Genomic DNA, 15,018 nt, shown 5'->3' with positions numbered 1-15,018 from the left:
AACATTCCCCAATGCGCAGGGGGCGATCATACAAAAAGGGGACGGAGGGGATTAAGTCGTTTGTGCCACTAACGACTTAATCCCCTCCGTCCCCTTTTCTTGGGCTTAGGCCAGCGCCTGCTCGTGCACGCCGGCGATCGCGCGGCCGGAAGGGTCGGCCGCCGCAGCGAAGCTGGCGTCCCAGGCAATGGCCGCCGGCGACGAACAGGCGATCGACTTGCCGCCCGGCACGGTCTCGGCGGCCGCGCGGCTCGGGAAGAACTGCTCGAACAGGTGGCGGTAGTAGTACGCCTCCTTGGTCTGCGGCGGGTTGTGCGGGAAGCGCTTGTCGGCGGCCGCCAGCACACGGTCGCTCACCTGCGCTTCGGCATGCGCCTTCAGCCCGTCGATCCAGCCGTAGCCGACGCCATCGCTGAACTGCTCCTTCTGGCGCCACAGGATGCTGTCCGGCAGGTAGCCATCGAATGCCTCGCGCAGCACCGCCTTCTCGATGCGACGGCCACCGAACCCGGCACCGACCATCTTGTGCGCGGCATCGAAGCGCATCGCCACGTCGAGGAATTCACGATCCAGGAACGGCACGCGCGGCTCCACGCCCCAGGCCATCATCGATTTGTTGGCACGCAGGCAATCGTAGTTGTGCAGGGCATCGAGCTTGCGCACCAGCTCGTCGTGGAATTCGCGCGCATCCGGCGCCTTGTGGAAGTACAGGTAGCCACCGAAGATCTCGTCACTGCCCTCGCCGGACAGCACCATCTTCACGCCCATCGCCTTGATCCGTCGTGCCAGCAGGAACATCGGCGTCGATGCACGGATGGTGGTGACGTCGTAGGTTTCGATGTGGCGGATCACTTCCGGCAGTGCATCCAGGCCTTCTTCGAAGGTGTATTCGAAGCCGTGGTGCACGGTGCCGAGTGCCTCGGCGGCGATCGCGGCGGCGGCCAGATCGGGCGAGCCCTTCAAACCGATCGCGAATGAATGCAGCCGCGGCCACCAGGCTTCGGTCTGCCCACCATCCTCGATGCGGCGACGCGCGTAGCGTGCGGCAACTGCCGCCACCAGCGATGAGTCCAGGCCACCGGACAGCAGCACGCCGTACGGCACATCGCTCATCAGCTGGCGCTCCACCGCATGCTCGAACGCCTGGCGCAGCTCGGCCAGATCGGCCTGGCGGCCCTGTACGTCGGCATAGTCGCGCCACGGCTGCTGGTAGTAGCGCACCAGCTCACCACGGGCACTGTCGAAGTAGTGGCCCGGCGGGAACTGCGCGACGTCGGCGCAGGTGTCGACCAGCGCCTTCATTTCCGACGCCACGCGCAGCCGCCCCTGGGCATCGTGGCCCCAGTACAGCGGCACCACGCCGACCGGGTCGCGCGCCACCAGCACGCGGCCGCTGTCACGGTCCCACAGGGCGAAGGCAAAGATGCCGTTGAGCTGCTCCAGCCACTGCGCCGGCGATCGGCCCTGGCGGTACAGCGCGTTGATCACTTCACAGTCCGAACCGGTCTGGAAGTCGTAGGCGGTAGTCAGCGCGGCCTTCAGTTGCTGGTGGTTGTAGATTTCGCCGTTGACCGCCAGCGCCAGCTGGCCATCGGCCGACAGCAGCGGCTGCGAACCACCGGCCGGGTCGACGATGGCCAACCGCTCGTGGACCAGCAGCGCGCCTTCGTCGAGGTACACGCCGCTCCAGTCCGGGCCACGGTGGCGCTGGCGCTGCGACAGTTCCAGCGCATGGCGGCGCAGGGAAGGAAGATCGTCACCGGCCTGCAGGCCGAAGATTCCGAAGATCGAACACATGGGGGAGCTCCTGTTGGGGGATTTCACGGATGGGAAGGTGTTCGACCGGCCATCCAGGCCCGGGTGGGCGGCGCCCGGGCACAAAAAAACCCGCATCGGCTGATGCGGGTTTTCTGGTGTCCGGGCGTGTGTTGCTGTCTATCTACCCAGGGCGCAGTCCCGCATCGGCCGCGCACGATTATTCGCGCGCAGATTATTGCGGTTGTTGTTATTGACGGCGGTGGCCAGGCGGATCGACATGGCATCGACCCTACCCCGGTTTCCGGCGCGGCGCAACAGTTGCGTCGGCAACCACGCCTGAGGCGCATAATGGCGCGCCCTGAACCGTGTAACAGGAATGCAACACCGCAATGGACGCACCGGCGCACTGACCGCCCTGCTCTGCCTGGGCCTGGCGGCCTGCCAGACCCTGCCCCCGCCTTCTACGCTGCCGCAGTCCCAGCAGCAGGCATTGGAACAACGCGGCACCGACGGCAGCTTCGAGGGTGCCTTCGATACCGCGCAAACCTTCGAGCGCTTCAACGATCCGCGCGCCATCGCCTACTACGAGCGTGCCGCAGCGGTCGCCCCCTGGACCTTCCACAACACCAAGGCGGAAGAAGCACTGGGCCGGATCTGGATCTCCGGCACGCTGCGCCATGCCGACAGCCCCCACATCAACCCGGCACCGGTGCTGCGCGCATCCTGGCGACGTGGCGAACGCGCCTATCTGGCGGCGGCCTACCACGGCAATCCCTATGCGTTCTACGAACTCGCCAAGGCCTATCGTCAGCGTGGCGACGCGCAACAGGCGCTGCGCTGGGACCTGCGCGAAATGATCTACAAGCGATACCCGAGTTCGTCGTCGCGACTGCCGGATGCGGTGGCCGCGCAGGATGACACCGTGCATCCGCGGGTTGCGCAGATCCAGCGCCGTGCCGAGCGTGGCGATGCCGAAGCGCAGGTAGACCTGGGCGCGCTGCTGGAGGGGGGCATGGGACTGCCGCGCGATCCGGCGCGTGCGCTGCAGCTGTACCAGCGCGCCGGTGAGAAGGGCAATGTGTTCGGCCAGTACTTCGCCGGGCTGCTGCTGGGCCGCAGCGCGCCGGGGGTGGAGAAGGACACCGAGGCGGCGGCGCGCTGGTTTGCCAAGGCCGAGGCGCAGCGCTTCTACATGGCGGCGCCGAGTTACTGGAAGAAGGCGGTCGAGCCGCCGTTCTTCCTCTTTTCGGAATAGTGGAGCCGAGCCATGCTCGGCTGCTTCTGCCGGTAGACATCAGCCGAGCATGGCTCGGCTCTACAGAGATGTAGCTCCGGCGGGGGGCGTGCCGACCAACGGTCGGCACCCACCGTCGCAGGCTCACGCCAGCAGCCGTTCCACCAGGCGCTGGTACAGCCCCGGCAACGCTTCCAGATCGTCCACGCGCACGTTCTCGTCCACCTGGTGGATGCTGGCGTTCACCGGCCCCACTTCGATGCACTGCGCACCCAGCGGCGCGATGAAACGAGCATCGGACGTGCCGCCGCCGGTGCTTTCTTCCGGGGCACGGCCGATGTGCTCGGCCAGCACTGCACGTGCGGTGGCGCGCAGCATGCCTTCCGGGGTGTAGAACGGCTCACCGCTGCGGTGCCACTTCAGCGTGTACTGCAGGCCATGCCGGTCCAGCAGTGCGGTGATCTCCGCCTCCAGCTTCGGCGCATCCCAGTGCGGGTTGTAGCGGATGTTGAAATCCACTTCGAGCTCGCCGGGAATCACGTTGTTGGCACCGGTGCCGGCGTGGATGTTGGAGATCTGCAGGCTGGTCGGCGGAAAGCTCTCGTAGCCTTCGTCCCAGCGCCGCGCACTCAGTTCGGCCAGCGCCGGAGCCGCCTGGTGAATCGGGTTGCGTGCCTTTTCCGGATACGCCACGTGGCCCTGCACGCCCTGCACGCGCAGCTTGGCCGACAGGCTGCCACGACGCCCCACGCGCAGCAGGTCGCCCAGGATCGCGGTCGATGACGGCTCACCGGTGACGCACCAGTCGATGCGCTGGCCGCGTTCGGCGAACAACCGTGCGACGTGGCGCACGCCATCGATGGCGTCGCCCTCCTCGTCGCTGGTCAGCAGCACCGCCAGCGTACCGGGGTGATCGGGATGCGCGGCGACGAACTGCTCGGCGGCGACCACGAACGCGGCCACGCTGCCCTTCATGTCTGCAGCGCCACGGCCATACAGCACGCCATCGCGGATCTGCGGCGTGAACGGGTCGCTGGTCCAGGCCTCGCGCGGACCCGTCGGCACCACGTCGGTATGGCCCAGCAGTACCAGTACCGGCGCGCCCTGGCCGTGGGTCGCCCACAGGTTGTCGACCTCGCCCAGGCGCAGGTGATCGCACTGGAACCCGGCCTGCTTCAGGCGTGCCGCCAGCAGTGCCTGGCAGCCAGCATCATCCGGCGTCACCGAGGGTCGTGCGATCAGTTCGCAGGTCAGGTCGAGGACCGCGCTCATGCGTCACCCACGCCGAAGCGGGCCTTGAAGCCGTTGTCACTAAAACCCTGGCTGACCGCGCCATCGGCGGTGACCACCAGCGGGCGCTTGATCAGCTGCGGGTACTCGCGCAGCAGCAGCTTCCATTCGGCCTCGGAATCGGCAGCCTTGCGGTTGTCCGGCAGCTGCCGCCAGGTGGTGGAGGACTTGTTGACCATCGCCGCCAGGCCACCCAGCTGCGCTGCCCATGCCAGCAGTGTTTCCGGGTTCGGCTTGTGCTCGCGGTAGTCGACGAAGGTGTACGGCACGCCGAAGCGGTCCAGCCACTTGGTCGCCTTCTTGCAGGTATCGCAGTTCTTCAAACCGTAGACAGTGGTGCTCATGGCCATCTGTGATGCTGGAAAACAGAGGGCCAGAATCTCACAACAGGCGCTCGGACACGACCCGGAACGGCACCCGTGGCAGCAGGAAGGCCAGCCCCTCGTGCAACGCCACGCCCATCGCCTGCAGGCGCGGGCACTGCAGCTCGCCTTCCAGCTGCAGCGGCTGCAGGCGGTCGATCTCCACCGGCAACGCGATGCGGGTGCTGGCCCAGCGACAGTCGCAGGTACGGGCGATGGCCTCGTCCTGGCAGGTGAGGAAACGCAGGAGGGCCTGATGGCCACCGAAAGCCGCCGTCCATGCCGCGTCCTCCCAGCCCGCAGCAGCCTGCCACTGCAGGTACAGCTCCGGCGCACTGCCCTGCCCGCCTTCGATCCGGGTATGCCCACCGCCATCGGCGCGCACCGCATGTTCGAAGCGGGTGGACAGATGCGGCTGCATGGCATCGCTGAAGGCACGCGCGCCGGCGACGAAGGGCAGCTGGTCCATCACGTTGCGGTCGAACAGCACCACCGGTGTCCCGTCCGGAGCATCGTCACGACGCAGGTACCAGCGCCAGTTGCTCTGCCTTGGAGACGGCATCAGGGAACGCAGCGGCCCGGCCAACGCCGGCCCGAAGTGGCCGTGACGGTAACTGAGGATGGTGTAAGGCGTACGTCCGGCATGGACCACGTAATGATGGCCTGGCGGTGGCATCGGCGCGTGGCGCACGTCGACCCACCAGCTCACGTAGACCACATCGCGCACATCGCTGACCAGCGCCGGCATCGGCCAGCGCCTCGATAGTGCGCGGCGCAGCCGGGCCCAGCGCGGGGCGTGCAGCAGGCGCGGCAGCATCCGCCCGAACAGGGTGTCGGACGGATGCCGGTAGATCGCGGACTGCGCCAGATCTTCCGGCGCAGCCACCTTCAGTCGGCCAGGCCGCGCAGCAGGTCGTTGACGCTGGTCTTGCTGCGGGTCTTGGCATCAACCTGCTTGACGATCACCGCGCAGTACAGCGAATGGGTACCGTCCTTGCTCGGCAGCGAGCCGGACACCACCACGCTGTACGGCGGGATGTAGCCGTAGGTGATTTCGCCGGTGGCACGGTTGTAGATGCGGGTGCTCTGGCTGAGGAACACGCCCATGCCGATCACGCTGTGGTGACCGACGACCACGCCTTCCACCACCTCCGAACGGGCACCGATGAAGCAGTGGTCCTCGATGATGGTCGGGCTGGCCTGCAGCGGCTCCAGCACGCCGCCGATGCCGGCGCCGCCGGACAGGTGGCAGTGCTGGCCGATCTGCGCGCACGAACCCACGGTGGCCCAGGTGTCGACCATGGTGCCTTCGCCGACGTAGGCGCCGATGTTGGTGAAGCTCGGCATCAGCACCACGTCCTTGCCGAAGTACGTGCCGCGGCGGGCGATCGCGCCCGGCACCACGCGCACGCCGCCGCGGCGGAACTTCGCTTCGTCATAGCCGGCGAAGCGCGATTCGACCTTGTCCCAGAACGGCGCCGGGCGCGCATCGACCACCGCCATGTCGTTGACGCGGAAATACAGCAGCACGGCCTTCTTCAGCCACTCGTTGACCTTCCAGCCACCCTGGCCGTCCGGCTCGGCGACGCGGAACTCACCGCTCTCCAGGCCGTCGATCACGCGGTTGACCAGCGGCTTGGTCGAGCCTTCCAGCTCGTGCAGGGTCAAGGTGGCACGGCGCTCGAAGGCGCTCTCGATACCAAACTTCAGCTCTTCCACACCCGGTGCCGACGGCTTGCGCAGCGACTTGCGGGCGATGGTTTCGGCGCGGACGGCTTCGGCGCTCCTGGCCGGTGCCTTCTTCGCTGCTGCCGTTTTCTTCGCCGGGGCCTTCACCGCAGCGGCCTTCTTCGGCGCAGTGGCCTTCTTCGCGGCCGGTGCGGCGGCAGCAGGTTTCCGGGCCGCTGCGCTCTTGGGGGTCGCGGCGGTCTTCTTGGCGGGCTTGGTGGCCATCAGGCGGGGTCTCCGGCGTTTCGATCAGGGTCCAGGCAGGCCAGCATCGCGTCATGCAACTGCTGCCGGGCAGGTTCAGTCAGGGGGAGGTCGTGTTCGTCACTGATCACGAAAGTGTCTTCGGCGCGTTCGCCGAACGTGGCAATGCGCGCATCATGCACGCGCAGGCCCTGGTTGCGCAGCACGAACGCCACATCGGCCAGCAGGCCGGGGCGGTCGGGGGCGACCAGGGCAAAACGGGTTGCGCCCGGCTCATCGCGGAATTCGATGCGCGGCGCGAAGCGGAAGTGCCGCAGCTGCCGTGGTACCACCCGGCGTGACGGCCGCAGGCGCGACAGGTCACCGCTGAGTGCCTCGCGCAGCGCCGCTTCCAGGTTGGCACTGCTGCCATCGGCGAAGGTATCGGCCGGGTTCACTTCGAAGGTATCGAAGATGGTATCGGCCGGGCCGTCCAGCACGCGTGCGCGGTGGATGCCGTAGCCCTTGCGGTCCAGCGTCATCACGATCGCGGCGAACAGGCCGTCGCGGTCCGGCGAATGCACGAATACTTCCAGCGCGGGGTCGTCGACACTGATCCGGCGTACCTTCACCAGCGCCTGGCCCTGCTTCACCGGCACCAGCGCGGCGGCCTGCCAGGCCAGCTGCTCAGGGCGCAGGCGGATGAAGCCCTCATCCGGCATCACCGCGAACTGGCGGTCGATGGTGGCATCGTCGTAACCCCGCTCGCGCACCAGCGCGCGCACGCTGTCGCGCGCCTCGGCCACGCGCTCGGCCGCCGGCACCGGGTGCTCCAGCCCCTCGCGCAACGCGCGCCGGGTGGCGAAGTACAGGTCGGCCAGCAGGCGGTCCTTCCATGCATTCCACAGCTTGGGGCTGGTGCCGGCGATGTCGGCGCAGGTCAGCAGGTACAGATAGTCCAGGCGATCGCGGCTGCCGACCAGGGTGGCGAAGCGATGGATCACCTCCGGGTCGGCGATGTCCTGCTTCTGCGCGGTCACCGACATGCGCAGGTGCTGTTCGACCAGCCACGCCACCAGTTCGGTGTCGGACGTGCTCAGCGCATGCGCCTGGCAGAACGCGCGCGCGTCCACCGCGCCCAGCTCCGAATGGTCGCCGCCACGGCCCTTGGCGATGTCATGGAACAGGCCGGCGAGCAGCAGCAGCTCGGGCTTGCGCAGGCGTGGCCACACTTCATGCGCGATCGAGAAGCGCTCGTCGGCACGGCTGCTGGCGAACAGGCCGATGTTGCGCAGGACCATCAGCGTGTGCTGGTCGACGGTGTAGACATGGAACAGGTCGAACTGCATGCGCCCGCTGACCTGGGCGAAGGCGGGAATCCACTGGCCAAGCACGCCCAGCCGTGCCATGCGCGAGAGCGTATCGACCGGGCGCTGGCCGCGCAGCAACGCCAGGAACTGCTCGCGCGCATCGGCGTCGGCCTGGTCGTAGGCCGGCAACAGCGGCAGCGCTTCAGCCAGCGCCCGCGCGGTCAGCGAATGCAGGCCGCGCACCTGCGGATTGTTGGCCCAGCTGGCAAACAGTGCGAACACCTGGCCGATATCGCCGCGCGGCCAGTCGGCTTCGTTGGCCGCCAAGTAGCCACGGCGCAGGGAAAAGCCCACGGTCAACGGCTCCGGCTGCGCCTCGCCGTCGAACTGCTCCTCGAAGCGCTGCAGCAGGCGGTCGCTGATCCGGCGCACCACCAGCGCGGCGCGGTAGAAGCCCTGCATCATCTTCTCGACACCGAGATTCTCGGCATCGTCTTCAAAGCCCAGGCGTGCAGCCAGGGTCTTCTGGTAATCGAAGCGCAACCGCTCTTCGGGGCGTCGCGCCACCAGGTGCAGGCCGAAACGCAGCCGCGCCAGCACCGCACGTTCGCGCTTCAGTGCTGCCGCTTCGTCGGCGCCCAGATGGCCGAGCCCGACCAGCGCCTCCAGGTCACGCACGCCGAAGGCACGCAGTGCCATCCAGCCCAGCGTGTTGAGATCGCGCAGGCCACCGGGGCCATCCTTCAGGTCCGGCTCCAGGTTGTCGGCGGTGTCGCCGAAACGCTGGTGGCGGTTGCGCAGCTCTTCCAGCTTGGCCAGGAAAAAGGTGCGTGCCGGCCACAATTCCCGATCGTCGATGGCCTCGCGCAGCGCGCGGCGTGCCGCATCATCGGCCAGGATCGGGCGCGCCTCGATCAGCGCGGTCAGTACGGTCTGGTCCGCCGCCGCCTCACGGCACTGCGGCGCCGAACGCACCGCATGGCTGACCGCCAGCCCGCAGTCCCACAGCAGTGCGAACAGGCGTGCCAGTGCGGATTCATGCGCCAACTGTGCCGGCGGATCACCGAACACCAGCAGGTCGATGTCCGATCGCGGGAACAGTTCACCGCGGCCGTAGCCCCCCACCGCGAACAACGACAGCCCGCTATCGGCTGGCAGGCAACGCTGCCACGCCAGGCGGATCAGATGGTCGGCGGCACGCGCGCGCAGCGCCAGCAGGCGCTCGATGTTGTCGCCCTGGTCGAAGCGGCGGTACAGGCGTGCGTCAGCCTGCTGCAGCGCCTGGCGCGCGGCAGCAGCCCAGTCCGGGTCGTTGAGCGACGCGGCCGGCGTGTCCAGCAGCGAACTCGCCGGCAGCATCCTCAGGAGACCTGCGACTCGCCCGGCGACAGGGTCAGCACGTCCACGCCGGTCTCGGTGACCGCGATCATGTGCTCCCACTGTGCCGACAGCTTGCGGTCCTTGGTCACCACGGTCCAGCCATCCGGCAGCACCTTGTTGTAGCGGGTGCCCTCGTTGATCATCGGCTCGATGGTGAAGGTCATGCCCGGCTGCAGCACCAGGCCCTGGCCCGGGCGGCCGTAATGCACCACCTGCGGCTCATCGTGGTAGACCTTGCCGATGCCGTGGCCGCAGTACTCGCGCACCACGCTGAAACGCTCGCCTTCGGCATAGCTCTGGATGGCATGGCCGATGTCGCCCAGGGTGGCGCCCGGGCGCACCGCGCGGATGCCGCGCCACATCGCTTCGTAGGTGGTTTCCACCAGGCGGCGGGCCATCACCGACGGGGTGCCGACGAAGAACATGCGGCTGGTGTCGCCGTGCCAGCCATCCTTGATGACGGTGACGTCGATGTTGATGATGTCGCCATCCTTGAGCACCTTCCCTTCGCTGGGGATGCCATGGCAGATGACGTTGTTGACCGAGGTGCACACGGTCTTGGGGAAGCCGCGGTAGCCGACGTTGGCCGGAATGGCGCCCTGCACGTTCACGATGTGGTCGTGGCAGATGCGGTCCAGTTCCTCGGTGGTGACACCGGGCTTGACGTGGGGGGTGACGATGTCGAGCACTTCGCTGGCCAGGCGGCCGGCGATTCGCATCATCTCGATTTCCTGCGGGGTTTTCAGATTCACGCTCATGGCCGCCATTATCGCCGATCCGGCCACAATCTGAACGAACGCCACCCAACTGGCGATCCGGGCCATGCACGGTTCCGGCAAGGAAAGTGAAAGCGTGACCCCCGCCACCCTTTCGCCTCCTCATTTATCACGGAATACAGACACTTACGCCACCTAAGCTGGGGTCACCGTCGCCGAAGCGGTGCCGAACGTGCCGCCTTCGCCTTGTTCAACGGACCTTCGGGTCAGGGAGGTTGTCCATGCGATCCGCGCTTCGTTCCCCGCTTGCCTGGGCTTTGACCGGGGTTCTGCTGTCCAGCCCGGCCCTGGCCGCAGACACCACCACCTTCAATGTCACCCTGGTGGTCACCAAGGCCTGCACCATCACCGCCGCGGCGGCCACCAACGTCGACTTCGGCACCGCCGCCTCGACCACGGCGACCCCCACCCTGGGCCAGGGCACGGTCACCGCCCAGTGCTCGGCACTGACCCCGTACACGATTTCACTGAATGCAGGTGCCAACGCCAGCACCGCCAATGACGTCACCACCCGCCGGATGAAGAACACCAACGCCGCGGTGACCGCCAACAACTACGTCGGCTACCAGCTCTACCAGGACGCCGCACACACCCTGGTCTGGGGTGCCACCTCCGGCACCAACACCCAGGCTGGCATCGGCACCGGGCTCGCCGTGCCCTACATCGTCTACGGCCAGATCCTGAACCTCAGTACGAACAACCCGGCGACCGGCAACTACCTGGATACGGTTACCGCCACGATCACCTATTGATGGAGCACGCCCGCATGGCCCGACCCCGCCCGTGGCGCGCCACCGGCGTGGCGCTGCTCGTCCTGAGCCAGGTACTCGCCGCCCCGGTCGAAGCCACCAGCCTGCAGGTCGCCCCGACCAGCCTGCAGCTGGAAGCGCGCCAGCGCGCCGGCGAGCTTTGGCTGACCAACAGCGGCACCTCGCCGGTGAAGCTGCAGGTGCGGGTGTTCCGCTGGGTGCAGCAGGACGGGCAGGAACAACTGTTGCCCACCGATGGGCTGGTGGTCACCCCGCCGATGCAGGAACTGGCTGCCGGACAGCAGCAGCTGGTCCGGGTGATGCGTCCGGACAGGACGCCACCGCCTGCACAGCAGCATTACCGATTGATCGTCGACGAGGTGCCCGATCTGGCCACCCGTGCCGAAGGGATGCAGTTCGTGCTGCGCTATTCGATACCGGTGTTCGTGCAGCCCACCGCCGGCAAGCTTGCGCCGCAGCTGCAGGCCCGCCTGGTGCAGTTGCCCGATGGCCGCAACGGCGTCGAGGTGGCCAACGCGGGCAACAGCTATGCGCAGATCGCCGATCTCGCGCTGGGTAGTGCCACGCGCCCGCGCATCGTGCATCCCGGACTGCTGGGATACGTGCTGCCCGGGCAGGTGATGCGCTGGCCGATCGAGCGCACGGCGATCGACCGCGACAACGACCAGATCACGGCCAAGCTCAATGGCGAGTCGGAACAGACGCCGCTGTCGCCTCCATCGGCTCGCTGAGGCGTTGATGGGTGCGCTGCTTGCTGCCCTGGCTCCTGCGGCGATCCAAGCCGCCGATGTGTCCGGTGCAGCGGCCACCGCCGCCGATGTATCAGGCATCTCCGCCGATGCGATCCTGCCACCGCCCACACCATTGACCGCCAACCAGACGCTGTACCTGGACGTGGCGCTCAACAGCACCCCACGCGGCCTGATGCCTTTCATCGAGAACCGTGGCCGCCTGCAGGCCAGCCCCGACGTGCTGCGCCAGCTCGGCTTCAACGCCAACGGCGATGCACCGGTGTACCTGGACCAGATCAGCGGCGCGGTGGTGCGCTATGACGCACGCCTGCAGACCCTGGCGCTGGACGTGCCGCTGGACCAGCTGACCCTGCCGACTACCGTGCTCAGCCGCCCGCAGACGCGCGCCCCTGCAGGCAGTGCCTCACCCGGACTGCTGCTCAACTATGACGTGTATGGCAGCCGGGTGGATACGCTCGGCAACCTCAGCCTGAGCTCGGAACTGCGCCTGTTCGGCGTCGGCAACGGCACCTTCGAAAACACCGCGGTCAGCCGACGCTACCAGCAGCCCGGCGATCGTCGCTGGCGCGGTGAGAGCGTGCGCCTGGATACGCGCTGGAGCCTGGATTTCCCCGACAAGGCGATGACGCTGGAGGTCGGCGATTTCTACAGCGGCTTCGTCGACTGGACCCGCCCGGTGCGCCTGGGCGGCCTGCAGATCGGCCGCAACTACGGCCTGCAGCCGTATCGCGTGCTCACTCCCACGCCCAGCTTCCTCGGCCAGGCCGTGGTGCCCTCCACCGTCGAGCTGTATGTCGACGGCCTGCGCCAGTACAGCGGCCAGGTCCCGGTCGGTCCGTTCCAGCTGGCCGCGCAGCCAGGCATCAGCGGCACCGGCAACGCACAGGTCGTGGTCACCGACGCATTCGGCCGCATGCAGACACTGGATTTCAGTTTCTATGGCACCCAGCAACTGCTGGCCAAGGGACTGTCCGACTGGTCGGTCGGCGTCGGCCACCTGCGCCAGGACTTCGGCCAGCGCTCCTTCGCCTACGACGATCGCACTGTGGCCAGTGCCAGCTGGCGCGGCGGCATCAGCGATACCTTCACCGGTGAAGCGCATGCCGAGGGCGGAGGTGGCCTGGCCCAGGCCGGCATCGGCGGCTGGTGGCTGCTGGGCGGCGCCGGCGTGTTCAATGCGGCCTACGCGCACAGCAACCATCACGGCCTGCAGGGCGGGCAGTGGGCACTGGGTTACAGCTGGAACAACCGCCGTCTCAACGTCAACCTGCGCAGCGTGCGCAGCCACGGCGACTACCGTGACCTCGGCGCGCTGCAGGGCAACCTGCCGCCGAGCATCAGCGAACAGGCCACGGTCGGGCTGGATCTGCTGCGGCTGGGCACGCTCAGCGCCAGCTACCTGCGCCTGCGCTATCCCGATGGCGAAGACAACCGCTATGCCAGCCTGTTCTGGTCGCGCACCTGGAGCCAGCGCTGGTCGGCCTACCTGTCGGTGAACCAGAACCTGGACCAGAGTGATGACCGCAGCATCTATCTGTCGGTGACCGCCAGCCTGGGCAACAACCGCCAGGCCAGCCTGTCCAGCCAGCGCAACGGCGACAGCCAGACCTGGGTGGCCGACGTCACCCAGCCGGTGCCCGGTGATGGGAGTGCAGGCGGCATCGGCTGGCGCGCGCAGGTGCGCCACGGCGAGGACGGCAACGGCGGCCTGGCCGAAGTCGGCATCCTCAATGACATCGGCCGCTATTCGTTCGGCGCCTCGCGCCAGGGCGGGCTCAACTATGCCTACGGCAGCGCCAGTGGCAGCCTGGTCTGGATGAGCGGGCACGCGTTCGCCACCCGCGAGGTCTCGGACGCGTTCGCGGTGATCAGCACCAACGGCGTCGGCGGCGTGCCGGTGCGTCTGGAGAACCGCCTGATCGGCGTCACCGATGATCGTGGCCTGTTGCTGGTCAGCCCGCTGCTGTCCTGGCAGCGCAACCGGGTCTCGATCGACACCCTGGACCTGCCCGAGGCGATGCGTGCCGACCGCATCGAGGACTGGGTGACGCCGCGCCAGCGCGCCGGTACCCACGTGACATTCCAGTTGCGCTCACGTCCCTCTCTGAGCCTGACGCTTCAGAGCATGGACGGGCAGCCACTGGAAGTGGGCAGCGAAGTGCAGCTGCCCGATGGACGCCAGGCCACGGTGGGCTATGACGGCCTGCTGTACCTGGAAGACATCGCTGCCGGCAGCGTGCTGTACATCACCACCAGCCGCGGCCAGTGCCGGGTGAAGGTACCCGACCAGCCCAAGGTGGTGGCGTCTGGCGCCCGGCCGAAGCCGGCACCGCTGCAGTGCATTCCGGAGGTCGCGCCGTGAGGGTGCTGCTGCTCGGCGTGCTGCTGGTCGCCGGCCTGCTCGCGGCACTGCCGGCCCGGGCGACAGCGGTCTGCACGGCAATCGCGAACCCGACCCTGCCATTCGGCAACATCAACAGCAACGCTCCCGGCCCTACAGCGGCAACGCTGAACATCACGGTGACCTGCACCACCGCCGCACTGAGCCTGCTGGCCACCACCGGCGTCCGCGTCTGCGTGGGTATCGGCGCCGGCAGTGGCGGCGGCAGCAGCTCCACCTTCCGCACGATGTCCACCTCCACCAGCGACACCATGAACTTCCAGTTGTACAACACCGCCAGCTACAGCCAGGCCACCGGCCTGGTGCCGCGCGGCACGCCACCCGCGCAGGAACTGACCATGAGCTACAGCGTGCCGCTGCTGACCGGCGGCAGCGGTGCGCAGTCCGTGCAATTGTTCGCGCAGATCCCTGCCAACCAGATCCTCACTTCGGGTGCCTACAGCAGCACCTTCAGCGGCGCCAACGTGGTGCTTACCTGGGCCTGGAACGAAGTCCTGCTCGGCACCGCCACCGTGCCGGCCACCTGCAACGGCGGCGCGACCGGCACCAACAGCGCCAGTGGGGCATTCAGCTTCACCGCCACTGCCAACGTGCTGCCGCAATGCGGCAGCTACGTCACCACCAGCATGGACTTCGGCAACGTCACCGGTAGCATTCCCGCCAACATCGACCGGACCGCCACGCTCACGCTGACCTGCCTGAAGAACACTGCCTACCAGATCAGCCTCAACAATGGCCAGAACAACCCCGGCGCCTCCACCACCCGGCGCATGGCCACCACCATTGGCAGCGGCACCTACTACCTCCCCTATGAGCTGTACCGCGATGCCGCGCGCAGCCTGCGCTGGGGTAGTACCCTCAACGTCGATACCGTTGGCGGCACCGGAAGTGGCAGCGCGCAGCAGCTGACCATCTATGGCCGGGTGCCGCCGGTCACCGGCCAGCCCGCGGCCGGTACCTACAACGATCTGGTGCAGGTGACGATCACCTATTGAGTCCCCTGTGGAGCCGAGCCCATGCTCGGCTTCATTTTCTGGCATCCGGCAAGCCGAGCATGGGCTCGGCTCTACAGTT

At 67.6% G+C, this 15,018-nt stretch carries 12 protein-coding genes; 5 read left to right on the top strand and 7 right to left on the bottom strand.

Features of this window, described 5'->3' with window-relative positions:
* Window positions 1-105: 105 nt before the first annotated feature.
* Window positions 106-1,797, bottom strand: a complete 1,692-nt coding sequence (gene asnB, locus N5D20_RS14265; protein WP_197579184.1) for an asparagine synthase B — start codon at window positions 1,795-1,797, stop codon at window positions 106-108.
* Window positions 1,798-2,134: 337 nt separating this feature from the next.
* Here asnB and N5D20_RS14260 point away from each other — a divergent pair, with 337 nt between their 5' ends.
* Window positions 2,135-3,013 (top strand): SEL1-like repeat protein, encoded by an 879-nt coding sequence (locus N5D20_RS14260; protein ID WP_197579185.1) that lies wholly within the window; start codon window positions 2,135-2,137, stop codon window positions 3,011-3,013.
* A gap of 123 nt (window positions 3,014-3,136) precedes the next feature.
* Here N5D20_RS14260 and dapE read toward each other — a convergent pair whose 3' ends face one another.
* The 6 genes from dapE to map are packed head-to-tail and all read right to left on the bottom strand — an operon-like array spanning window position 3,137 to window position 10,069.
* Window positions 3,137-4,264: a succinyl-diaminopimelate desuccinylase gene (gene dapE, locus N5D20_RS14255; RefSeq protein WP_197579186.1), complete on the bottom strand. Its 1,128-nt coding sequence runs from the start codon at window positions 4,262-4,264 to the stop codon at window positions 3,137-3,139.
* Complete coding sequence (locus tag N5D20_RS14250; RefSeq protein WP_197579187.1) at window positions 4,261-4,632, bottom strand: arsenate reductase; 372 nt, start codon at window positions 4,630-4,632, stop codon at window positions 4,261-4,263. Before N5D20_RS14250 ends, dapE begins: the two co-directional genes overlap by 4 nt.
* A 31-nt stretch (window positions 4,633-4,663) precedes the next feature.
* Complete coding sequence (locus tag N5D20_RS14245) at window positions 4,664-5,530, bottom strand: hypothetical protein (protein WP_197579188.1); 867 nt, start codon at window positions 5,528-5,530, stop codon at window positions 4,664-4,666.
* 2 nt (window positions 5,531-5,532) lie between these two features.
* On the bottom strand, window positions 5,533-6,597 hold the full coding sequence (dapD, locus tag N5D20_RS14240) for a 2,3,4,5-tetrahydropyridine-2,6-dicarboxylate N-succinyltransferase (protein ID WP_049436487.1): 1,065 nt from the start codon (window positions 6,595-6,597) through the stop codon (window positions 5,533-5,535).
* Window positions 6,597-9,224: a [protein-PII] uridylyltransferase gene (locus N5D20_RS14235; protein ID WP_279915177.1), complete on the bottom strand. Its 2,628-nt coding sequence runs from the start codon at window positions 9,222-9,224 to the stop codon at window positions 6,597-6,599. Before N5D20_RS14235 ends, dapD begins: the two co-directional genes overlap by 1 nt.
* A 2-nt stretch (window positions 9,225-9,226) precedes the next feature.
* Complete coding sequence (gene map, locus N5D20_RS14230) at window positions 9,227-10,069, bottom strand: type I methionyl aminopeptidase (protein WP_088479673.1); 843 nt, start codon at window positions 10,067-10,069, stop codon at window positions 9,227-9,229.
* A gap of 173 nt (window positions 10,070-10,242) precedes the next feature.
* Between map and N5D20_RS14225 the strand changes: the two genes are divergently transcribed.
* From N5D20_RS14225 to N5D20_RS14210, 4 genes are read left to right on the top strand one after another with little or no spacing between them, the layout of a single operon-like run.
* Entirely contained in the window at window positions 10,243-10,773 is a 531-nt protein-coding gene (locus N5D20_RS14225) for a spore coat U domain-containing protein (protein WP_010486309.1), read from the top strand.
* Window positions 10,773-11,522: a molecular chaperone gene (locus N5D20_RS14220; RefSeq protein WP_197654553.1), complete on the top strand. Its 750-nt coding sequence runs from the start codon at window positions 10,773-10,775 to the stop codon at window positions 11,520-11,522. The genes N5D20_RS14225 and N5D20_RS14220 overlap by 1 nt, the downstream gene beginning before the upstream one ends.
* Before the next feature lie 7 nt (window positions 11,523-11,529).
* Window positions 11,530-13,905: a fimbria/pilus outer membrane usher protein gene (locus N5D20_RS14215; RefSeq protein ID WP_279915175.1), complete on the top strand. Its 2,376-nt coding sequence runs from the start codon at window positions 11,530-11,532 to the stop codon at window positions 13,903-13,905.
* Window positions 13,902-14,939, top strand: coding sequence for a spore coat U domain-containing protein (locus N5D20_RS14210; RefSeq protein ID WP_279915174.1), 1,038 nt, complete (start codon window positions 13,902-13,904; stop codon window positions 14,937-14,939). Before N5D20_RS14215 ends, N5D20_RS14210 begins: the two co-directional genes overlap by 4 nt.
* Window positions 14,940-15,018 lie beyond the last annotated feature (79 nt).

Origin of the sequence: Stenotrophomonas sp. GD03877 (genome assembly GCF_029840555.1) — a bacterium.
GTDB lineage: Bacteria > Pseudomonadota > Gammaproteobacteria > Xanthomonadales > Xanthomonadaceae > Stenotrophomonas > Stenotrophomonas geniculata.
Note: the sequence above shows the minus strand (reverse complement) of the source record. Positions and strands in the feature narration are given on the sequence as shown.